Annotated in this window: 20 protein-coding genes; 11 read left to right on the forward strand and 9 right to left on the reverse strand. The window is 71.5% G+C overall.

Features of this window, described 5'->3' with window-relative positions; genetic code table 11:
• Positions 1 to 66 precede the first annotated feature (66 nt).
• The 10 genes from ACYVHU_RS16525 to ACYVHU_RS16570 all read left to right on the forward strand — a co-directional run bounded on the left by ACYVHU_RS16525 (position 67) and on the right by ACYVHU_RS16570 (position 9,995).
• A complete protein-coding gene (locus tag ACYVHU_RS16525; protein ID WP_078763208.1) occupies positions 67 to 432 on the forward strand; it encodes an ArsR/SmtB family transcription factor in 366 nt (121 codons plus the stop codon).
• Positions 429 to 1,604: an MFS transporter gene (locus ACYVHU_RS16530; RefSeq protein ID WP_078763209.1), complete on the forward strand. Its 1,176-nt coding sequence runs from the start codon at positions 429 to 431 to the stop codon at positions 1,602 to 1,604. The genes ACYVHU_RS16525 and ACYVHU_RS16530 overlap by 4 nt, the downstream gene beginning before the upstream one ends.
• 1,196 nt (positions 1,605 to 2,800) lie before the next feature.
• Positions 2,801 to 3,199, forward strand: a complete 399-nt coding sequence (locus ACYVHU_RS16535) for an acyl-CoA thioesterase (RefSeq protein ID WP_498948950.1) — start codon at positions 2,801 to 2,803, stop codon at positions 3,197 to 3,199.
• Positions 3,199 to 3,891, forward strand: a complete 693-nt coding sequence (locus tag ACYVHU_RS16540; protein ID WP_498948951.1) for an energy-coupling factor ABC transporter ATP-binding protein — start codon at positions 3,199 to 3,201, stop codon at positions 3,889 to 3,891. The genes ACYVHU_RS16535 and ACYVHU_RS16540 overlap by 1 nt, the downstream gene beginning before the upstream one ends.
• Positions 3,888 to 4,550, forward strand: a complete 663-nt coding sequence (locus tag ACYVHU_RS16545; protein ID WP_498948952.1) for an energy-coupling factor transporter transmembrane component T family protein — start codon at positions 3,888 to 3,890, stop codon at positions 4,548 to 4,550. Before ACYVHU_RS16540 ends, ACYVHU_RS16545 begins: the two co-directional genes overlap by 4 nt.
• 7 nt (positions 4,551 to 4,557) lie before the next feature.
• Positions 4,558 to 5,136: a biotin transporter BioY gene (locus ACYVHU_RS16550; protein ID WP_078763215.1), complete on the forward strand. Its 579-nt coding sequence runs from the start codon at positions 4,558 to 4,560 to the stop codon at positions 5,134 to 5,136.
• Between the two features lie 6 nt (positions 5,137 to 5,142).
• Positions 5,143 to 6,720, forward strand: coding sequence for a class I adenylate-forming enzyme family protein (locus ACYVHU_RS16555; protein ID WP_498948954.1), 1,578 nt, complete (start codon positions 5,143 to 5,145; stop codon positions 6,718 to 6,720).
• Positions 6,695 to 7,900, forward strand: a complete 1,206-nt coding sequence (locus tag ACYVHU_RS16560; protein ID WP_078763217.1) for a thiolase family protein — start codon at positions 6,695 to 6,697, stop codon at positions 7,898 to 7,900. Before ACYVHU_RS16555 ends, ACYVHU_RS16560 begins: the two co-directional genes overlap by 26 nt.
• 59 nt (positions 7,901 to 7,959) lie before the next feature.
• Positions 7,960 to 8,934, forward strand: coding sequence for a zinc-dependent alcohol dehydrogenase family protein (locus ACYVHU_RS16565; RefSeq protein ID WP_498948955.1), 975 nt, complete (start codon positions 7,960 to 7,962; stop codon positions 8,932 to 8,934).
• 260 nt (positions 8,935 to 9,194) lie between these two features.
• Complete coding sequence (locus ACYVHU_RS16570; protein ID WP_078763219.1) at positions 9,195 to 9,995, forward strand: alpha/beta fold hydrolase; 801 nt, start codon at positions 9,195 to 9,197, stop codon at positions 9,993 to 9,995.
• Between the two features lie 3 nt (positions 9,996 to 9,998).
• Here the strand turns inward: ACYVHU_RS16570 and ACYVHU_RS16575 are convergent, their stop codons facing one another.
• The 8 genes from ACYVHU_RS16575 to ACYVHU_RS16610 all read right to left on the reverse strand — a co-directional run bounded on the left by ACYVHU_RS16575 (position 9,999) and on the right by ACYVHU_RS16610 (position 17,864).
• Complete coding sequence (locus ACYVHU_RS16575) at positions 9,999 to 10,625, reverse strand: GNAT family N-acetyltransferase (protein WP_498948991.1); 627 nt, start codon at positions 10,623 to 10,625, stop codon at positions 9,999 to 10,001.
• A gap of 15 nt (positions 10,626 to 10,640) precedes the next feature.
• A complete protein-coding gene (locus tag ACYVHU_RS16580) occupies positions 10,641 to 11,138 on the reverse strand; it encodes a hypothetical protein (protein ID WP_078763221.1) in 498 nt (165 codons plus the stop codon).
• A gap of 148 nt (positions 11,139 to 11,286) precedes the next feature.
• Entirely contained in the window at positions 11,287 to 11,949 is a 663-nt protein-coding gene (locus ACYVHU_RS16585; protein WP_078763222.1) for an SDR family oxidoreductase, read from the reverse strand.
• Positions 11,950 to 11,966: 17 nt separating this feature from the next.
• The gene (locus ACYVHU_RS16590) at positions 11,967 to 12,731 is read right to left on the reverse strand and encodes a phosphatase PAP2 family protein (protein WP_432937120.1); all 765 of its coding nucleotides are present in this window, start codon (positions 12,729 to 12,731) and stop codon (positions 11,967 to 11,969) included.
• A gap of 189 nt (positions 12,732 to 12,920) precedes the next feature.
• Positions 12,921 to 14,462, reverse strand: a complete 1,542-nt coding sequence (locus ACYVHU_RS16595) for a fatty acyl-CoA synthetase (protein WP_432937117.1) — start codon at positions 14,460 to 14,462, stop codon at positions 12,921 to 12,923.
• Positions 14,463 to 14,629: 167 nt separating this feature from the next.
• The gene (locus ACYVHU_RS16600; RefSeq protein ID WP_394330073.1) at positions 14,630 to 15,616 is read right to left on the reverse strand and encodes a 2-oxoacid:ferredoxin oxidoreductase subunit beta; all 987 of its coding nucleotides are present in this window, start codon (positions 15,614 to 15,616) and stop codon (positions 14,630 to 14,632) included.
• 82 nt (positions 15,617 to 15,698) lie between these two features.
• Positions 15,699 to 17,552: a 2-oxoacid:acceptor oxidoreductase subunit alpha gene (locus ACYVHU_RS16605; RefSeq protein ID WP_078763226.1), complete on the reverse strand. Its 1,854-nt coding sequence runs from the start codon at positions 17,550 to 17,552 to the stop codon at positions 15,699 to 15,701.
• A 213-nt stretch (positions 17,553 to 17,765) separates the two neighbouring features.
• Positions 17,766 to 17,864 carry a putative leader peptide gene (locus tag ACYVHU_RS16610; RefSeq protein ID WP_327308997.1) on the reverse strand — a complete coding sequence of 33 codons (99 nt, stop codon included), beginning with the start codon at positions 17,862 to 17,864 and terminating at the stop codon, positions 17,766 to 17,768.
• Positions 17,865 to 18,065: 201 nt separating this feature from the next.
• Between ACYVHU_RS16610 and ACYVHU_RS16615 the strand changes: the two genes are divergently transcribed.
• Positions 18,066 to 18,926: a M48 family metalloprotease gene (locus tag ACYVHU_RS16615; protein ID WP_078763227.1), complete on the forward strand. Its 861-nt coding sequence runs from the start codon at positions 18,066 to 18,068 to the stop codon at positions 18,924 to 18,926.
• A 92-nt stretch (positions 18,927 to 19,018) separates the two neighbouring features.
• On the opposite strand, the gene ACYVHU_RS16620 is transcribed toward ACYVHU_RS16615, so the two are convergent.
• On the reverse strand, positions 19,019 to 19,516 hold the full coding sequence (locus tag ACYVHU_RS16620; protein WP_078763228.1) for a YajQ family cyclic di-GMP-binding protein: 498 nt from the start codon (positions 19,514 to 19,516) through the stop codon (positions 19,019 to 19,021).

Genomic DNA, 19,516 nt, shown 5'->3' on the forward strand with positions numbered 1-19,516 from the left:
TTGTGCGAATATTTTCGCACTATGATCGTGCGGCAATAGTCGCACAATTGTGAGAGAGGGGTGACTATGGCCGCTGTACGCACGTACGTCCATCCTGAGACCGGGGAGATCTCGCTGCCGCGTGTCCTGTTCGCGCTGAGCGAGCCGTTGCGTTTGGAGATGGTCCGCAAACTCGCCGAGGAAGGAGAGCTGGACAGCATCGAACTCGGCCCCGATCTGCCCAGATCGACCCTGACCCACCACACCAGCCTGCTGCGTGAGTCCGGCGTCGCCTTCGTGCGGGCCGAGGGACGTAAATGCATGATCAGCCTGCGGGCCGAGGACCTGGACCTCCGCTTTCCCGGGCTGATCGACACCGTCCTGTCCGGCTACAAGTCCGCACGGGCCGAGGAGTCCGACGACGAGACGCGCGGATCGGGAGTGGAGCAGTGATCCTGCGACTCTGGCCGCTGGTCGCCGCGGCCATCTCGCTCGGTATCGACGCCTACGTACTGGCCGGTGTCCTTCCCCAGGTCGCGGACTCGCTCGCGGTGTCGGTGGCCGCCATCGGCCTGGGCGTCACCGCCTTCACCGGGGCCTACGCCTTTGCCGGCCCGCTGCTGTCGGGCCCGCTCGTCGCGGGCTCCACCAAGCGCGCCCTGATCGTCTCGCTGGGACTGTTCAACCTCGGCAACCTCATCACCGCGCTGGCCCCCGAGATCATGGTGTTCCTCGGGTCGCGGGTGCTGGCCGGCGTCGGCGCCGGGATCCTGACCGCGGTGGCGACCGCCACGGCCGCCGCCATGGTGGCCGAACACGAGCGCGGCCGGGCCATGGCCCTGGTGACCTTCGGACTTTCAACGGGCACCGTGGCGGGGGTGCCCCTCGGCATGCTCATCGGCCAGTGGGCCGGGTGGCGTTGGACGATGGGCCTGGTCGTGGCGATCGGGATCATCAGCATGGCCGCGGTCCTGGCCCGGCGAGGACCCTACCCGACCATTCTGGTGGCGAAGGTCGGTGAGAACCTGCGGCTGCTCACGGCTCCCGTGATCACCGCGGGAGTGATCCTGGCCTTCCTCCTCGGGGTGGCGAGCCTGGGCCTGTACACCTACCTGGTCCCCATGGCCGACGACCGCGGTCTGGCCTCGATGGCGTTCACCCTGGTGTGGGTGTGGGGCATCGGAGGTGTGGCCGGCTCGGCCCTGATCGGCCGTCCCGTGGACGCCCTGGGGTCCCGGCGACTGTTCCCCGTCGTCGTTGTGGCCCTGACCGTGGCCCTGGGCGCCCTGGCGTTCCTGGACCACGTCCTCGTCTGGATCGTCGCGGTCGCCTTGTGGGGGGCCGCGGGGTGGGCGAGTGTGCCCGTCCTCCAACATCTGCTCGTCCAGGGCCGTCAGCAGCAGGCCATGGCGATCATCGCGTTCCAGATGGCCGCCATGTACCTGGGATCGGCGGCCGGCGCGGCCCTGGGAGGGCTGCTGCTGGACCATGGGACAGCCGCCGGTGCGCTTCCCGGCTGGGCGCTTGGGGTCGCGTTCGCGACGCTGGTGCTGGCCCTGATCGTCGCGCGCGTCCAGGCGGTGCGTCCATCGGCCCGGATCGAGCCGGACCGCAGCCGTTCCTGAGACCGGGGGAGCCTGGCAGGGGCGGTCGGTGCCGGGGACCTGGAGCGGCCGCTTCGCGGTGGGATCGCGGCGCGCGTGTGCACCGGAGCGACGGGGACCCCCGTTCGCCGGTATCGACTGTGGTGACGTTACCTGCCGGAATTTCGACGAATGGCTGGTCGCGGTAGCGTCCGGCAAAGGGGTGGGAGTGGCCCCGGAACTCGTCGGGCAACAGCACATCAACTCCTGCGTTTCTTTCCTTGAGATTCCGGACGCTCCGCGTGTCCCGCTTAATCTGGTCTATCCCAAGCGCGGCGGACATCCTCTGATACCGCGCTTCATCTCCATGGCGAGGGCCACGGTCCGGGCGCGCGAGGCGGTGGGCCGTAGGACGAGGGTGAGACCGTCCCGTGAACTGCGTCGGCCTCCGACCGTTTCCCCAAGGTGATCCAGCTCCGCCCGGTTGATGGGAGTGGCTTCGGCGGTCGATCGGCCATGGCGGTCTGGAAGAGCCGTTCTCGTGTCATCCACGGCCGTGACGGGTCGCCGTCCGCTCGTCTCCCGCCCACGCCGTCGTGTTCCCGGTGGGGAACGCGAAGGTCTTGTTGCCGGAGGTCGGGGAGGTCCGGTTGCGGCAACCGCGTCATGGTGTCACTCGTGTGACCGGCGTGATGAGCCGCGGGAGTACGGCGGCCCGGTGAGGGGGCGGGCCGCGGGGAGTGGCCGGGCGGGATGAGCCGGCCGCGAATGCGGGGACCGCGGGGTGCGCGGTCGGCGAGGACCTGACGTCGATGTCCGCCGCGATCGAGCGGGCCGGACGCGCGAGGCCGGAACCGTCCGCCTGGCGCGGGGATGCCGCCCTTTTCCGCTCACGGTCCCGTCGCCGTCGGCGGCGGAAAGGGAACCGGTCGCGTCCGGTGGATTATCCAGCGGTGCGGTATCCGAACGGATAGAGATCCATTTCGGAATTCCCAGGCCACGGGCCATGGTGGTATCCAGGCGGATGAATTATGCTCTCGTTGCCTGTCGAGCCGTCACACGTCCACGCCTCCCGGGGTGTGCGGGGAACGCCTTCCCGGACATCCGATCACAACGCCGCCCCTCTTTGGTGAAGGTCTCCCCTGTATGAAAGTTCCGTGCCGAGAACGTCCCGACTCCAGGGGGCGCCTGTCCGAGGGGAACGGACGCCACCGCGTTCCCCGGTGGTGTGCCGTCTGATGCGGGTCCCTTTCTCCGACGTCGACATGCACGGCAACGTGCACAATTCGCGTTATGCCGTCTACGCCGAGAACGCGGTGAACGACTTCCTCGCCGAACGGGGACTGGCCGAGCGGACCCGGCCGGGAGTCGGCGACCTGATATTCCTCGTCAAGGAATTGTCGGTCGAATACCGGCGGCCGTTGAGATTCGGCGACACCGTCGCCTGCCGCGTCCGCGACGTCCGGGTCGCCGGTCCCCGGCTCACCTTCGACGTCACCGTCCTGCGGGAACCGGAAGGGGACGGCGAGCCCGCCGTCGCCGCCAAGATCACCATCACCTGGGTGCGGGTGTCGCCGGACAGGACGGCCCTGAGGGTGCCCCCGGACGTCGCCGACTCCCTGCGCGTGGACGCCTGATGAGCGACGCGAACGCGCGGATCCGCCTTTCCGAGGTCACCGTCGAGCGTGACGGCAAGACGGTCCTCAAGGACGTCGACCTGAGCCTCGACGAACACCGGATCGCGGTGATCGGGCTCAACGGTTCGGGCAAGAGCACCCTGGTACGCCTGCTCAACGCCCTGGTCCTGCCGACCCGGGGAACCGTCACCGTGGACGGCTACCCGACCGACAAGCACGCCAAGAAGGTGCGGCGCAAGGTCGGCTTCGTCTTCCAGAACCCCGAGAACCAGATCGTCATGCCGGTGGTCTCGGAGGACATCGCGTTCGGCCTGAAGAACCTGGGGCTGGGCAGGGCCGAGACCGCGGTGGCGGTCGAGAAGGCCCTCGCCGAGCTGGAACTGTCCCACCTGGCCGACCGCGAGTCCTACGCGCTCAGCGGCGGGGAGAAGCAGATGGTCGCGCTGGCCTCCGTGCTCGTCATGGAACCGGAGACGATCGTCTTCGACGAACCGTCCACGATGCTGGACCTCAGGAACAAGCGCCGGCTCCAGCAGCGGATCGACGCGCTGACCCAGCGGGCCATCGTCGTCACCCACGACCTGGACCTGATCACCGGCTACGACAGGGCCATCGTCTTGCACGAGGGCGCGCTCGTCTTCGACGGCGACCCGCCCTCGGCCATCTCCTTCTACGAGGACCTGTGCCGATGATCGGCGGCTCCACGAAGAACGGCCCCCTCGCCCGCGTCCCCGCCGGGTACAAGTTCGCCTTCCTCTTCGTGGCCGGCATCGGCGTCTACCTGCTGCGGGACACGGGAGCGCAGCTCGCCGCGCTCGCCGCCGCACTGGTGATCGCCGGATTCGCCCGGGTGGGCGCGGCACGGCTGCTGCGTGCGATGAGCGGCCTGCTCATCATCGCCGCGGTCGTCTTCGTGACCATGGCCCTGGCCATGTCGCCCTCCGAGGCGGTCACCGCGACCCTGCGCCTGCTGACCCTGTGCGTGCTGGCCTACACGGTCACCCTGACCACCGGTTTCAGCGAGACCCTGGACCTGTTCGAGCGCCTGCTGCGCCCCTTCCGCCACGTCGGACTCAACCCCGCGCAGGTCAGTCTCGCGCTGTCGATGACGCTGCGGTTCATCCCCGAGATCCGCACGAAGTACTTCGAGATCAGGGAGGCGCAGCACGCCAGGGGCCTGGGCAACAGCCCCATGGCCGTGCTCGTACCCCTGATCGTCAGGACGCTGGAGTCGGCCTCGGAGGTCGCCTCGGCGATCGACGCCCGATGCTACGACTCCGCCGAACGAGGAACAGAACGGGACGGCCCCCGGCGGGCCCTCCGTGCTCCCAACGGCTCCGACCCGATCTGAGGTTCCCATGTCCCAGCAGAGAACGGACACCACGCAGAGCACGGTCCTCACCGCGGTCTTCGCGGCGCTGATCGCCGCCCTCGGCCTCGTGCCCGCCATCGCCATCGGGATCCTTCCCGTGCCGATCACCGTGCAGACCCTCGGGGTGATGCTCGCCGGCGCGCTGCTCGGCCCGCTGCGCGGCGGGCTGGCGGCCACGGTCGTCGTGGTGCTGTCCATCGCGGGGATGCCGATCCTGGCGGGCGGCCGGGGCGGCATGGGGGTCCTGCTCGGCCCCACCGGCGGCTACCTGATCGGCTGGATCCCCGCGGCGATCGTCATCGGCCTGCTGGTGAAGTACTGGGCGATCAGGTTCGAGCGCCAGGCGGTGCGCTACCTCGCGGTCGGCGCCAGCGTGTTCACCGGTGGTGTGCTGGTGATCTACCTCTTCGGTGTTCCCTGGACCGCCGTGGTCACCGGTCTGCCCCTCGCCACCTCCGCGATCGGCTCGCTCGCCTTCCTGCCGGGCGACCTCGTCAAGGTCGTCGTGGCGACCCTGATCGCGGTGAACGTCCACCGCAGTTACCGCCGGCTCCTGGGGGCCTGAGGCGCCGTGCCGATCATCGAGGAGATCCTCGGACACGCCCGCTCTCAGCCCGGGCGGCCCGCCTTCGAGATCGACGGGGAGACGGTCGGCTTCGCCGAGCTCGCCGACAGCGCGCTGGGGTTCGCCCACCGCCTCAACGCCCTCTCCGTAGGGACGCGGGCGCTGCTGCCCGGCCGCCCGCCCCAAGGGGTGGTCGCGCTGTCCCTGCGCAACTCGACGTCCTTCGTCCGGGCCTTCGTCGGCGCCACCGCCTCCACCTGCGCGACGGCCGTACTCGACCCGTCGTGGCCGTCGCGGCGGACGGCCGCGGTACTGGCGACGCTCGGGCCGGACGTCCTCGTCACCGACTCGGCCGACGTGGCCGGCCTGGCCGAGGCCCGACGCTGCCGCGTGGTCGTGACCGCGGGCGTCGAGGCGCCGGGCACCGACCGCCTCGACGTGTGGACCTCGCGGACGGACGCGGCGTCGGCGAGCCGGGTACTGGCGGACCGCGACGACGACCAGATCCTCCTCATCGGCTTCACATCGGGGACCACCAGCGCGCCCAAGGCGTTCGCCCGCACTCGGCGCTCATGGCGGGGGAGCCTGTCGGCGAGCGCCCGGTTGCTCCGCGCCGGGCCGGGCGAGACGACACTGGCCCCCGGACCGCTCGCCCACGGGCTGAGCCTTTATGGCCTGGCCGAGTCGCTGTACTCGGGCGGCACCCTGGTCTCGGCCCGCAGGTTCCGCGCCCGCGACTGCGTCAGCGGTGTCACCGATCGGGGGGCGACCAGGTTCCTGGGGGTTCCGACCATGCTGCGCGCCCTCGCCGTGGCGGCCGGCTCCCCGGGGGCGTTGGAGGGCTTGCGCACCCTGGTGAGCAGCGGCGCCAAACTCGACCGCTCCGTGATGGCGTCGCTGGCGCGCGTCGCCCCCCGCGCCCTCCTGGTCGAGTACTACGGCGCGTCGGAACTCAACTTCGTCTCCACCGCGACGACCGATCTGTCCGCCCCCCTCCCGGACCTCCACGACTTCGCCTCCTACGTCGGGGAACCGTTTCCCGGCGTCGAGGTGAGCGTCCGCTCCCCCGACGGGGCGGAGCTGGGCGAGGGAGAGCGCGGAACGGTGTTCGTGCGCAGCGACCTCGTCTCCGAGGGGTATCTCGGCCCCGGCGACGGGACGGGGTTTCGGCGGGACGGCGCCTGGTGCACGGTCGGCGACCAGGGCTACCTCCGGGGCGGGGCACTGCACATCATCGGCCGCGAGGGCGAGATGCTCATCTCCGGAGGGCACAACGTCTACCCCGCCGAGGTCGAGGGCGCCCTCCGCGAGGCGCGCCCCCTGTCCGAGGTCCAGGTGCTGGGCCTGCCAGACCCCCACCTGGGCACCCGGCTGGTCGCGGTCCTGCGCCGGTCCGAGGCCGGGCACCTCGCAGAGGAGGAGCTGCGACGACACGTCGAGCGGCACCTGCCCCGGCACAAGGTGCCGAGGGAGTTCTACAGCGTCGACCAGTGGCCGTTGACCTCCAGCGGAAAGATCAGCAAGAGAACGCTCACCGAGTGGATCGAGGCCGGTAGGGATGATCGAGTCCAACGGATCCCGTGACCCCGCCACAACCCCCGTCATCGTGGCGGCCAGGAGGACCGCGATCGGCCGGGCGGGCGGCTGCTTCCGGGACGTCGGCGCCGAGTTCCTGCTCGCCGGGGTGATCGCGGCGGTTCTGCGCGACGGTGGCGTCGCCGCGGACCAGGTGGACGAGGTGGTCGCCGGCAACGCCGCGGGGCCGGGCGGAAACGTCGCCCGGGTGGCAGCGCTCACCGCCGGCCTCCCCTTCTCTGTGCCCGCGGTGACCGTCGACCGGCAGTGCGGGGCCGGGCTGGAGGCGATCAACCAGGCGTGCCGCCTGGTGCAGGCGGGGGCGGCCGAGGTGGTGCTCGCCGGCGGCGTGGAGAGCGTCAGTACGGCGCCCTGGCGGGTCCGGCGGCCATCGGGCCGGACGGGGATGCCCGTCTTCTACGACAAGGCCAGGTTCTCGCCCGACTCCGTGGGCGACCCGGGCATGGGGGAGGCCGCCGAGAACGTCGCCCGGGTCTACGGCGTCAGCCGTGAACGGCAGGACGCCTTCGCCGCCAGGAGCCACAGGCTCGCCGTCCAGGCACAAGAGGAGGGGCTCTTCGCCGACGAGATCACCACCCTCGGAGAGTTCGGCCCCCGGGTGGAGCGGGACGAGTGCCCGCGTCCGCGCTCCAGCCCGGAACGGCTCGCCCGCCTGCGTCCCGCCTTCGTGGAGGGGGGAACGGTCACGGCGGGCAACTCGTGCCCGCTCAACGACGGTGCCGCCATGGTGCTGGTCACGAGCATGGAGCGGGCCCGGGCCCTCGGCCACCGGCGCGTGCTGGCCTTCGTCGACGGCGCCGCGGCGGGGGTGGATCCGAACCTGCTCGGGGTGGGCGCGGTCGCCTCCACCCGCAGGCTGCTGGCGCGCCAGCCAGGAGTGGAACTGGACCGGGTGGACGTGGTGGAGTTCAACGAGGCGTTCGCCTCGCAGACCCTGGCCTGCCTGGACCTGCTGGGGATCGACCCCGATCGCGTCAACCGGAACGGCGGCGCGATCGCGCTCGGCCACCCCTACGGGGCGAGCGGGGCGGTCCTGGTCACCCGGGTCTACAGCCAGCTGGTGCGGCAGCGGAGCGCCGGGGAGGGGGGAACGGCCGTGGCCATGATGGCCACCGCGGGCGGGCTTGGCGTATCGACCCTCTTCACCGTCGTGGATGATGCATCATGACCTGCTGTCCGGGGCGCGCGGAGGGTCCGCGCGGGATCCGGTGAACGAGGGGATCGAGGATGCTGGCAGCGTTGGCGCGTGAACCCGGACCCCCACCGTCCGTCGTCGACGTGGTGGAGGTCGAACCCGGCGCGTTGGACGAAGGGGGCTCGGTGCGCCTGCGCATGCTGGCGTCGACCGTCAACCCCTCCGACCTCGTCACGATCTCGGGCGCCTACGCCTCGCGTACCCGCTACCCCTTCGTGCCGGGGTTCGAGGGGGTGGGAGAGGTGGTCGAGGTGGGGGAGGACGCCCCCCGGGAGCTTCTGGGCCGGCGCGTGCTGCCCCTGGGGACGGCGGGGAACTGGCAGGAGTACAAGGTGGCCCCCGCGCGCTGGTGCTTCGCGGTGCCGGACGACGTCACCACGGAGGACGCCTGCTTCGCCTACGTCAACCCGCTCTCGGCCCTGCTCATGGTCGACGAGCACGCGCACGCCGGGGTCCGCGTCGCGGCGGTGAACGGGGCCACGTCGGCGATCGGAGGGCAGCTGCGCGCCCTCTTGGACGCCCGGGGAATCGAGGTCATCGGGTTGACCAGCGGGGCCACCGGGCGCCGGGTCCCCTCCCCCGCCGACTGGTCGGCGGTGGTGTCCACCGCCGTTCCCGGCTGGGGGGAGGAGGTCAGGCGGCTGAGCGGAGGGGCCGGTGTCGACGTCGCGTTCGACTGCGTGGGCGGCGAGCACGCGGCGACGCTGCTGGGAGCGATCCGGCCGGGGGGGGCACTCGTCCACTACGGTCTGCTGTCGGGCCGGCCGATTCCGGCGGGAAGCCTCCGGGAACACCCGGGGCGGCGGATCCACCTCTTCCGGCTGCGCGACATCGTGCACGCGTCCTCCCGGGAGCAGATCCAGGCCCTGCTCGACCGTTCCTACCGGGGTATCGCCGCGGGATCACTGCGCACGGCCGTGTCGGGCGCCCGCCCCCTCCGGGAGATCCGCCGGCTGATCGCCGAGGCCCCTTCCGCCGCGGGCAAGCTCCTCGTCACCTTCCCCTGAATTCGTTCCCCCTCCGTGCCGGTCGTGGGGAGGGCGGCGGAGGGGGCCGGCCGCCCCGCGACATGGGCGGTGGCGGGGTCCCGCCTCGGGGAAAGGGCGCCCTGTGCGGTTTCGCGGGGGACGCGAAGGGACGGAGCGCGGGGCCTCGGGGCGCGCCGTCCCGCACGGCCACGACGGTCCCGGCACGGGCGGCCCGGCGGTGCCGGCCACGACCCCGGGCGGCGCGGGGCGCCCGAGAGCGGGCCGACTATGCTTCCCGCATGAGCGAGAGCCCCCTCCACGTGCACGTCTTCGGGCCCCCGACGGGCGCGCCCACCGTGATGCTGCACGGGATCCAGGGCCATGGCGGCCGGTGGCGGCGCTTCGCCGCCGAACAGCTGCCCGAGGCCCGGGTGTACGCGCCCGACCTGCGCGGTCACGGCCGGTCGACCTGGCGGCGGCCGTGGACGCTGGAGCGGCACGCCGCCGACGTCACGGCGCTGCTGGACGGGCTCCCCGCGGGACCGGTCGACCTGGTGGGCCACTCCTTCGGCGCGGCGGTGGCGCTGCACGTGGCCAACGCCGTGCCGGACCGCCTCCGCGCTCTCGTCCTGCTGGACCCCGCCATCGGCCTGCCCGCGGCCACGGCGACGCGGGAGACCGGACCGGCGCCCTCCTTCGCCGATCCCGACGAGGCGCGCGCGGTCCGCGCGGCGAGCTGGCCCGATGCCACGCCCGGTGCCGTCGACGACGAGGTCGACGACCATCTCGTCCAGGGGGACGACGGGCGTTGGCGCTGGCGGTTCGCCCCCGAGGCGGTCGCGGCAGCGCGGGCGGAGATGGTCCGTCCGCACGTCACACCGCCGGCGGGGCTGCGCACGCTCCTGGTGGTCGCGGGCCGCGCCGACCTGGTCCGGCCGGGGTTTCTCGCCGACTGCCGCGCGCGCTCGGGCGGGCACCTGGAGGAGACCGTGCTGGACTGCGGCCACATGGTCTACGTGGAACGCCCCGCCGAGCTCGGTGCGCTGCTGCGCCGCTTCCTACGGGCCGGTGGCGGGCCGTCCGAGGCCGCCGCCGGTTAGGGGTCAGGTCAGGTCCAGGGCCATCAGGACGTCGTCGACGTAGCGGCCGTCGAGGAGGAAGTGCTCTTTGAGGACGCCCTCGACCTGGTAGCCGGCGGCCGCGTACAACGCCCGGGCCCGGACGTTGGTGGACAGGACGCGCAGGGTGAGGCGGCGGGCGCCCCGTTCGACCGCGACGCTCCGGGCCGCGTCGAGGAGCCTGCGGCCGACTCCCCGCCCCTGGGCCTCGGGCGCCACGGCCAGACCCGCGACCTCCTGGACGTGCGCGGCCGAGTCGAGGCGCATCGCCGGGCGGACGCGCACGTACCCGACGACCTGGCCGTCCGCCTCGGCGACCGTGACGTCGCGCGTCTCGCCGGGGTCGGTGAAGAACTCCGCGTCGGCGGGCCAGCGCGATACCGGCGAGACCGTCCACGACCAGGTTCGGTGGTCGAGAAGGGCCAGTGCCGGGCCGTCGTCGAGGACGGCGGGGCGGATGGTGACGGGGGCGGGACCGGTGGGGGTGATCGTCTCCTCCGAGGCTGCGGGTGCTGTGGTGGCCTCGCGGAGCCTAACGCGCGATCCTCCGCCGCGGCCAGGGATTTTCCGGCCCGGAGACGCCGCTGGTCCCCGCCCGGGGGCGGGGACCAGCGGCGTTGGGCGATGTCACCACTGCTGCTGGCCGTATCCCGGGGGATACTGCTGTCCGTAACCCGGGTACTGCTGGCCGTAGCCTTGCTGGCCGTATCCGGGGTACTGCTGGCCATAACCCGGCTGGCCGTACTGGCCGGCCGGGTACTGGTAGCCGTAGTGGTCCTGCTGGTGGGCCCCGGTCGGCTGCTGGTAGGCCTGCTGCTGTCCCGAGTGCTGCTCCTGGGCCGCTTCGGGTTCCTTGGGCTGCTCGGGCTCGGGCGGCTCGGGCCGGAAGATGAACAACTGGGCGGGCTCGCCGTTCTCCCCCTGGCTGTAGGAGGTCTGCTCCAACCGCCAGCCGGCCTCCTCGATGCCTTCGAGGATGCGGGTCAGACCCGGCCGGACACTGCTGGCCGCGTCGTCATAGGTGTTGACGCGCAGTTGCACGACGAACATTCTGCGCTTCTGCTGCGCGGCGACCTTGGCGTGCTCGACGACGGTGCTGTCTCTCACGACCTGCGTGACGCTCATCTGTAACCGTACCCATCTGCCCTGTGCGGCGGCTCGTACCCGTGGAGCGCTACGCTCCCCGGCGCTCGCCGGGGAGGAACCCGCCGGGCCGTCGCCCTCCATGATGCCCTCTGTGGTCCCAGTGGACCACCGGGAAGGCGAGGACGGCTCAGGCCGTGGCCGCCGCGACGGCCTCGGCGACGGGGGTGTCCCCGCCGACCAGCTCCAGCGTCCGGCCGATCGAGGCCGGCTCGTCCAGGAGGGCCACCAGCACCGCCGCGACATCGTCCCGGGTGACGTCCCCGCGCTCCACCTTGGGCGCGAGCCGGACCCGTCCGGTTCCCGGGTCGTCGGTGAGGCGACCCGGGCGCAGGATCGTCCAGTCCAGTTCGAGGCTGCGCTCGCGCAGGTCGGCGTCTGCGGCGCGCTTGGCCTCGACATAGGCGGCCCACACCTCGTCGGTGCCCGGGGCCGGGCCGTCGTCCACGCCGATGGCCGAGACCATGAGGTAGCGGCGCACCCCCGCCAGGGAGGCGGCGTCGGCGAGCAGCCGGGCGGCGGCCCGGTCGACGGTGTCCTTGCGCGCGGCGCCGCTGCCCGGTCCGGCGCCGGCCGCGAAGACCACCGCGTCGGCCCCCATCACCTTCTCGGTCAGTTCGGTGACGGTGGCCTTCTCCAGGTCGATCACCACGGGCTCGGCACCGGCCTCGCGGAGGTCGGTGGCGTGGTCGGGGTTGCGGATGAGGCCCACGGGGGTGTCACCGCGCGCGGCGAGCAGCCGCTCCAGGCGCAGTGCGATCTTCCCGTGTCCTCCGGCGATGACGATACGCATGCCAGCAGGCTATTGCCTCAACGCGGGGATCGGGATGAACGGTCCCACCTGCGCGCCACCGGTGGGAGGAAGGTCCACAGCAGCATGGTGGCGGCGAGGGTGAACACGCCGAGGCTCACACCGGCGAAGATGTCGCTGAACCAGTGGACGCCGAGCATGGGCCGGCTCAGCGCGGTGCTCAGCGCGATGCCGATCGCGATGGTCCAGGCGACGTGCCGCCAGACGCCGCGCAGCAGCGGCAGCGCGGCGAACAGCAGGATGCCCATGCCCGTGGCGGCCATCAGGGAGTGACCGGACGGAAAGGACGGGCCCACCCCGACGGTGATGGGGTCGGCGAACTCCGGCCGGGCGCGGTCCACGCCGAGCTTGGTGATCAACCCGAACAGGTTGGCCAGGAAGACCGCTGTACCGGCCCACACCGCGGTGCTGAACTCGCGTCGGACGAACAGCCACAGGGCGGTCAGCAGCGACACGATGCGCATGGCCCAGGTGCCGAACATCTCGGTCCAGATCTCCAGCGCGTGCGCGAACTGGGGATCGGGGTGGACGCGTTCGTACAGCGCCGTGGCGAGGGAGCGGTCGAGCGAGAGCAGGGGCTCCCACTGGGTGGAGACGAGCACCAGCAGCGTCAGGAAGGGGGCCAGGGCGGCCGCCGCGACCGCGGCCAGCATCGGGCGGCGGGAGGGGAGGATGCCCGCGGGGGCCGGCTCGGACCTGCGCTGGGCCCGCCGTGCGCTACGGGGCCGGGTCTCCGGGGGATGGGGGGAGGCGTAGGCGGTCATAGTCGCAGCAGGTTACCGTTCGAAAAACCTAAGAGAAGGTTAAAGCGAACACTTGCCCTGTAGGGGATATAAGGTCACCAGCTGTTTTATTTTCAGTCGGCCGAAAAAAGTCGGCCAGGACATATCCCGGAGTAACGAAGGTCCCCCTCGGCGACCACCGAGGGGGACCCTGGACCGGACAGAGGGGCTTTAGGAGGTGGCGGTGAACCTCTCGCGCAGGACCCGCTTGAGCAGCTTTCCGCTGGCGTTGCGCGGCAGGTCAGAGACGAGATAGACGCGCTTGGGCGTTTTGAAACCCGCGAGCCGCTCACGCGCGAACCCGATGAGCTCCTCCTCACTCACGGCCCGCCCCGCCACCACGACCGCCGTGACCGCCTCGCCCCAGGTGTCGTCGGGAAGCGCGATCACCGCCACCTCGTTCACCGCGGGATGCCGGTACAAGACGTCCTCGACCTCCCGGGAGGCCACGAGCACCCCACCGGTGTTGATGACGTCCTTGATCCGGTCCACGATCGTGAAGTACCCCTCCGAGTCGCGCCGGGCCATGTCCCCGGAACGGAACCAGCCGTCGCGAAACGCCGCGGCCGTCTCCTCGGGCTTGTCCCAGTAGCCGTCGCACAACTGCGGCGACCGGTACACGATCTCGCCGGGTTCCCCCTCGGGGACGTCGCGGCCCTCCTCGTCCACGATCCGCGCCTCGACGAACAGCACCGGGCGGCCGCACGACTCCAGGCGCCCCTCCACGTGCTCCTCGGGCCGCAGGACGGTCGCCAGCGGACCGATCTCGCTCTGCCCGAAGCAGTTGTAGAAGCCGATGTCCGGCCACCGCTCCCGAATCCGGCTCAGCACCGGCACCGGCATGATCGCCGCGCCGTAGTAGGCCTTGCGCAACCCCGACAGGTCACGGTGGGCGAAACCGGAGGCGTTGGCCAGGGCGACCCACACCGTCGGAGCGGCGAAGAAGGAGGTGATCCCGTCCTCCTCGATCCGACGCAGCAGGTCCTCGGGCTCGGGCACCTCGACCAGTTCGTTGACCGCGCCGACGGCCAGCCCCGGCAGCAGGAACACGTGCATCTGGGCGGAGTGGTAGAGCGGGAGGGCGTGCAACAGCCGGTCGTCCGGATCGATGTCGAGCGCCTGGACGGCTGAGGCGTACTCGTGGACCAACGCGCGATGGGACATCATCGCCCCCTTGGGGCGCGCGGTGGTCCCCGAGGTGTACAGCAGCTGCACGAGGTCGGTGTCGTCGACCTCGACGTCCACCGTGCGCGGCAGGGCGGGGTCGCGGGCGACCTCCAGCACCGACTCCGGCGCGCCCCGCAGCGCGAGGACGTCGCGGACGGGGACCCGCGCGCGGATCTCCTCGAGTTCGCCGGCGAGGTTCGGATCGGTCAGGACCACGCTGCTGCCGGACTGGGTGAGCAGGTAGGCGAGTTCGTCGCCGGTCAGGCCCTGATTGACCGGCACGTGCACCAGCCCGGCCCGGGCACAGCCGAGGAAGGCCAGCAGGTAGGCGTCGGAGTTGTGCCCGTAGGTGGCCACCCGGTCGCCCCGGGACAGGCCGAGCCCCAGCAGCCAGGCGGCCACCCGGTCCACGCCGGCGTCCAGTTCGGCGTAGGTCCACTCGCGGTCCTGGAAACGCAACCCGACGCGGCGCGGCAGCCTCGTGGCCGTTCTCCGCACGACCCCGTCCACCGTGCTCGCCGTCGTCGCCGCTCCGCCGACACCCATGCGCCCTCCCCGTCCACCGTGGGCCACCGCGCGCTGTGACCCGCCTCACCCCGAACCTAGCCGGTGGGGGTGTCACGGGGCCAGGGACGGCCCCGGCGCGCGCCGGGGCGGGACCGGGCGCGCGCCGGGGCGGGACCGGGCGCGCGCCGGAGGGGACGGCGAGGAGCTCAGCCGACCGTCCAGGTGTCGCCCCCGGCCAGCAACGAGGCCAGGTCCCCCCGTCCCTGCGTGGTCTGGGCCTCGCTGATCTGGTCGGCCATCAACCGGTCGTAGCTGGGCCGCTCGACGTCGCGGAACACGCCGATCGGCACGTGCGCGAAGGCCGGCTGGTCCAGCCGGGACAGCGCGAAGGCGTACCCGGGGTCCGCGCGGTGGGCGTCATGGCGGACCAGGCGCTCCTCGCCGACCTCCGCGATATCGGCGACGACCAGCTCGCCGTAGTCGCCGAGCACGACACCGCGGTCGGGACCGATACGGAGCGGTTCGCCGTGCTCCAGCCGCAGCAGCCGGTTGTCGCGTTCGGCCGGGTCCTTCAGCGGCTCGAAGGCGTCGTCGTTGAAGATCGGGCAGTTCTGGTAGATCTCGACGAACGACGCGCCCTCGTGGTCGGCCGCGGCGCGCAGCACCCCGGTGAGGTGCTTGCGGTCGGAGTCGATCGTGCGCGCGACGAAGCCGGCCTCCGCGCCGAGGGCGAGCGACAACGGGTTGAACGGCGAGTCGGGCGACCCCATGGGCGAGGACTTGGTGATCTTGCCGGTCTCGGAGGTGGGGGAGTACTGGCCCTTCGTCAACCCGTAGATGCGGTTGTTGAACAGCAGCACGTTGATGTTGACGTTGCGGCGCAGCGCGTGGATGAGGTGGTTGCCGCCGATCGACAGCCCGTCGCCGTCACCGGTGATCACCCACACCGACAGGTCGGGGCGGCTCGCCGCCAACCCCGTCGCGATCGCCGGCGCGCGGCCGTGGATCGAGTGCATCCCGTAGGTGCTCAGGTAGTAGGGGAAACGGGACGAGCAGCCGATCCCCGAGACGATGACGATGTTCTCCCGGGGGACGCCCAGTTCGGGCAGGAACCCCTGGAAGGCGGCGAGGATCGCGTAGTCGCCGCAGCCCGGGCACCAGCGGACCTCCTGGTCGGACTTGAAGTCCTTCATCTTGTAGGCGGTGTCGCTGCGCGGCACCAGCTTCAGCCCGCGCAACGGCCGCCCGTTCGGGGCGGTGGGGGAAACCGGGGGGTTATTCGACACGGTCGATGACCTCCTGAATCACGCCGGCCAGCTCTTCGGCCTTGAACGGCAGGCCGCGGACCTTGGTGTAGCCGATGACATCGACCAGGAACCTGCCACGCAGCAGCAGCGCGAGCTGGCCGAGGTTGATCTCGGGGACGAGGACCCGGTCGTAGCCGCGCAGGACCTCGCCCAGGTTGGCCGGGAACGGGTTGAGGTGGCGCAGGTGCGCCTGGGCGACCCGGCCCCCGGCCCGGCGGACACGGCGCACGGCCGCGCCGATCGAGCCGTAGGTGCCGCCCCAGCCCAGCACGAGCACGTCGGCGTCGCCGTCGGGGTCGTCCACTTCCAGGGGGGCGATGTCGCGTGCGATGCCGTCGATCTTCGCCTGGCGGGTCCGCACCATCAGGTCGTGGTTGGCCGGGGCGTAGGAGATGTCACCCGTGCGGTCGCTCTTCTCGATGCCGCCGACGCGGTGCTCCAGGCCGGGGGTCCCGGGTACGGCCCATGGGCGCGCCAGGGTCTCGGGATCGCGCAGGTAGGGCTGGAAGGTGCCGTCCTCGCTGTTGGGACCCGAGGCGAAGTCCACCCGGATCTCGGGAAGGGAGTCCACCTCGGGGATCCGCCAGGGTTCCGAGCCGTTGGCGAGGTAGCCGTCGGACAGCACGATGACCGGGGTGCGGTAGGTCGTCGCGATGCGGACCGCCTCGATCGCGATGTCGAAGCAGTCGCCGGGCGAGCGCGGTGCGAGCACGGGAACCGGGGACTCGCCGTTGCGGCCGTACAGCGCCATCAACAGGTCGGCCTGTTCGGTCTTGGTGGGCAACCCGGTCGAGGGGCCGCCGCGCTGGACGTCGATCACGACCAGCGGGAGCTCCGTCATGACCGCCAGGCCGATCGTCTCGGCCTTGAGGACCATGCCCGGGCCCGAGGTGGTGGTCACCCCCAGCGCGCCGCCGAACGCCGCGCCCAGCGCCGCGCCGACCCCGGAGATCTCGTCCTCGGCCTGGAAGGTGCGCACGCCGAAGCGCTTGTGCTTGGACAGTTCGTGCAGGATGTCGGAGGCCGGGGTGATGGGGTAGGAGCCGAGGAACAGGGGCAGCCCCGACAGCTCCGAGCCGGCGATCAACCCGTAGGCGATGGCGAGGTTGCCGGTGATGTTGCGGTAGGTGCCGGGGGGCAGCGCCGCGGGCTTCACCTCGTAGGAGACGGCGAAGTCCTCGGTGGTCTCGCCGAAGTTCCACCCGGCCTGGAAGGCCGCGAGGTTGGCGGCCATGATCTCGGGCCGGTGGGCGAACTTCGTCTTGAGGAAGCCGAGCGTCCCCTCGGTGGGACGGTTGTACATCCACGACAGCAGGCCGAGCGCGAACATGTTCTTGGCGCGTTCGGCGTCCTTCTTGGAGACGGCGAAGTCCTCCAGGGCCTTCACCGTCATCGAGGTCAGCGGTATGGCGCTGACCTTGTGTCCCGCGAGCGAGCCGTCCTCAAGGGGGTTGGAGGCGTAGCCGACCTTGGCGAGGTTGCGCTTGGTGAACTCGTCGGTGTTGACGATCACCAGGGCACCGCGTGGCAGGTCCTCCACGTTGGCCTTGAGCGCGGCGGGGTTCATCGCGACCAGTACGTCGGGGGCGTCGCCCGGGGTCATGATGTCGTGGTCGGCGAAGTGGAGTTGGAAGCTGGAGACCCCCGGTAGGGTTCCGGCGGGTGCGCGGATCTCTGCGGGGAAGTTCGGCAGGGTGGACAGGTCGTTGCCGAACGACGCGGTTTCCTGGGTGAAGCGATCGCCGGTCAGCTGCATGCCGTCACCGGAGTCACCGGCGAAGCGGATGATGACACGATCGATCTGTCGGACCTGCTTGGTCACTGGGATCGCCGACCTCCTCGGGAAGCCGCCGGCGCGGGCGGCGGCTCGGACGGGTCTTGGGGCCGCCGCAGCGGGGACGGACCGGGGCCGGAGCACGATGGGTCCGCGTGCGGCGGGCGTTGGTCATGGGACGGTAGGCGCGGGCGGCGCGTTGCGGCGGGCCGGGGCGGCGGCCTTCCGGTGCCCGCCCGTGCGCGGTGCTCATGGGAGGCGTCAGCGGCTACACAGCGCGCTGGCGACACGCGAGAGGTCCACGTGTCTCCTGCTGACGAGTAGGGCGCCGGGCAGGGCCTCCAGGGTGATGATGACCACTCTCGCACTATAGGTCGTCGGCTCGGGCGGGGTTCGGGCCGGGTGTCGGAAGTCACATCGCGGCCTGTGGCGGGGCTGCCCGCCGGAGGAGCGCGTGAGCTTCGCCGCGCAGGGTGGGGAACGCCGGACATGGGATCGGACGTTCGTAACAGTGGACGGGGCCAACAAGGGCCGAAGGACACAGGGAGGCCGTGAGTCGTCGTGCGCCACAACACGCTCCGCACAGCGGGTCTCCTCGTCGGGCTCTCCGCGCTGGTCATCCTGATCGGCTGGGGCGTCTGGGGCGAGCCGGGCCTGCAACTCGGCGTGACCCTCGCGATCGCCCTCAACGGGCTGGTCTTCCTCTTCGGCGACACGATGGCGCTGCGGGCCATGCGGGCCCGCCCGGTCGGTGAGATCGAGCAGCCCGAGCTGTACCGGATCGTGCGCGAGCTCGCCACCCGGGCCCGTCAGCCCATGCCGCGCCTCTATCTGTCGCCCACGGCCTCGCCCAACGCGTTCGCCACCGGCCGGGGACCCCGCCGCGGCGCCATCTGCTGTACGACGGGTCTGCTGCGCCTGTTGGACGAGCGGGAGCTGCGCGGTGTGCTGGCCCACGAACTCGCCCACATCCGGGCCCGGGACACCCTGGTGTGCTCGGTCGCCGCGACGCTGGGGACGATCATCACCTCGCTGACCGCGCTGGCGCTGCTGCTCCCCTTGGGCGACTCCGAGGACGAGGACGTGCCGAGCCTGCTCGGCGGCCTGCTGTTCCTCGTGGTCGGGCCGGCCGCCGCGATGGTGATCCGGGCCGGTGTGAGCCGTGGACGCGAGTACCGCGCCGACGAGGAGGCGGCGCGTCTCACGGGCGATCCCGACGGCCTGGCGGCGGCGCTGCGCAAGATCGAGATCGGCACGCGCATCCATCCGCTCCCGGCCGAGGGCCGGCTGCTGGCCGCCGGGCATCTGATGATCGCCCACCCGTTCCCCGAGCGGGGGGTGTTGCGCCTGTTCGCGGTGCACCCCCCGACCACCGAGCGCATCCGCAGGTTGCGGGACATGCGGGACTTCCCGCTCCTGTAGCCCCGCGGCGTGCCGGGAGGAGCCGCGCGCCGAAACGGCGGGAGGGCGGATCCCCGAGCCGGGACCCGCCCTCCCGCCGTCGTGCGAGCCTGTCAGCGGAAGTTCACGAACTGCAACGCGAGGTCGAGGTCCTTCTCCTTGAGCATCGCGATGACGCTTTGGAGGTCGTCCTTCTTCTTCGAGGTGACGCGCAACTCGTCTCCCTGGACCTGCGGCTTGACCCCCTTGGGGCCCTCGTCGCGGATGATCTTGGAGATCTTCTTCGCGTCCTCGGTGGAGATGCCCTCCTTGAGGCCGACCATCAGGCGGTACTCCTTGCCGGACGGCTTCGGTTCGCCCTCGGCGTCCAAGACCTTCAGGGAGACCTTGCGCTTGACCAGCTTCTCCTTGAAGACGTCCAGGGCCGCGGTCACCCGCTGTTCGGAGTTCGCCCTGATCTCCACGCCGTTGTCGCCCGACCACGCGATGGACGCGCCGGTCCCCTTGAAGTCGAAGCGCTGGGACAGTTCCTTGCTCGTCTGTGTCAGGGCGTTGTCGACCTCTTGCCGATCAAGCTTGGAGACGATGTCGAAACTGGATTCGGACGCCAC

Source organism: Marinactinospora endophytica (genome assembly GCF_054780875.1).

What these genes read in the sequence shown, in the direction of transcription:
- ACYVHU_RS16550 (WP_078763215.1), top strand. Translation starts at nt 4,558, where the DNA reads ATGTCCCAGCAGAGAACGGACACCACGCAGAGCACGGTCCTCACCGCG.
- ACYVHU_RS16570 (WP_078763219.1), top strand. Translation starts at nt 9,195, where the DNA reads ATGAGCGAGAGCCCCCTCCACGTGCACGTCTTCGGGCCCCCGACGGGC.
- ACYVHU_RS16535 (WP_498948950.1), top strand. Translation starts at nt 2,801, where the DNA reads ATGCGGGTCCCTTTCTCCGACGTCGACATGCACGGCAACGTGCACAAT.
- ACYVHU_RS16525 (WP_078763208.1), top strand. Translation starts at nt 67, where the DNA reads ATGGCCGCTGTACGCACGTACGTCCATCCTGAGACCGGGGAGATCTCG.
- ACYVHU_RS16565 (WP_498948955.1), top strand. Translation starts at nt 7,960, where the DNA reads ATGCTGGCAGCGTTGGCGCGTGAACCCGGACCCCCACCGTCCGTCGTC.
- ACYVHU_RS16595 (WP_432937117.1), bottom strand. Translation starts at nt 14,462, where the DNA reads ATGGGTGTCGGCGGAGCGGCGACGACGGCGAGCACGGTGGACGGGGTC.
- ACYVHU_RS16600 (WP_394330073.1), bottom strand. Translation starts at nt 15,616, where the DNA reads ATGAAGGACTTCAAGTCCGACCAGGAGGTCCGCTGGTGCCCGGGCTGC.
- ACYVHU_RS16545 (WP_498948952.1), top strand. Translation starts at nt 3,888, where the DNA reads ATGATCGGCGGCTCCACGAAGAACGGCCCCCTCGCCCGCGTCCCCGCC.
- ACYVHU_RS16585 (WP_078763222.1), bottom strand. Translation starts at nt 11,949, where the DNA reads ATGCGTATCGTCATCGCCGGAGGACACGGGAAGATCGCACTGCGCCTG.
- ACYVHU_RS16540 (WP_498948951.1), top strand. Translation starts at nt 3,199, where the DNA reads ATGAGCGACGCGAACGCGCGGATCCGCCTTTCCGAGGTCACCGTCGAG.
- ACYVHU_RS16590 (WP_432937120.1), bottom strand. Translation starts at nt 12,731, where the DNA reads ATGACCGCCTACGCCTCCCCCCATCCCCCGGAGACCCGGCCCCGTAGC.
- ACYVHU_RS16580 (WP_078763221.1), bottom strand. Translation starts at nt 11,138, where the DNA reads ATGAGCGTCACGCAGGTCGTGAGAGACAGCACCGTCGTCGAGCACGCC.
- ACYVHU_RS16560 (WP_078763217.1), top strand. Translation starts at nt 6,695, where the DNA reads ATGATCGAGTCCAACGGATCCCGTGACCCCGCCACAACCCCCGTCATC.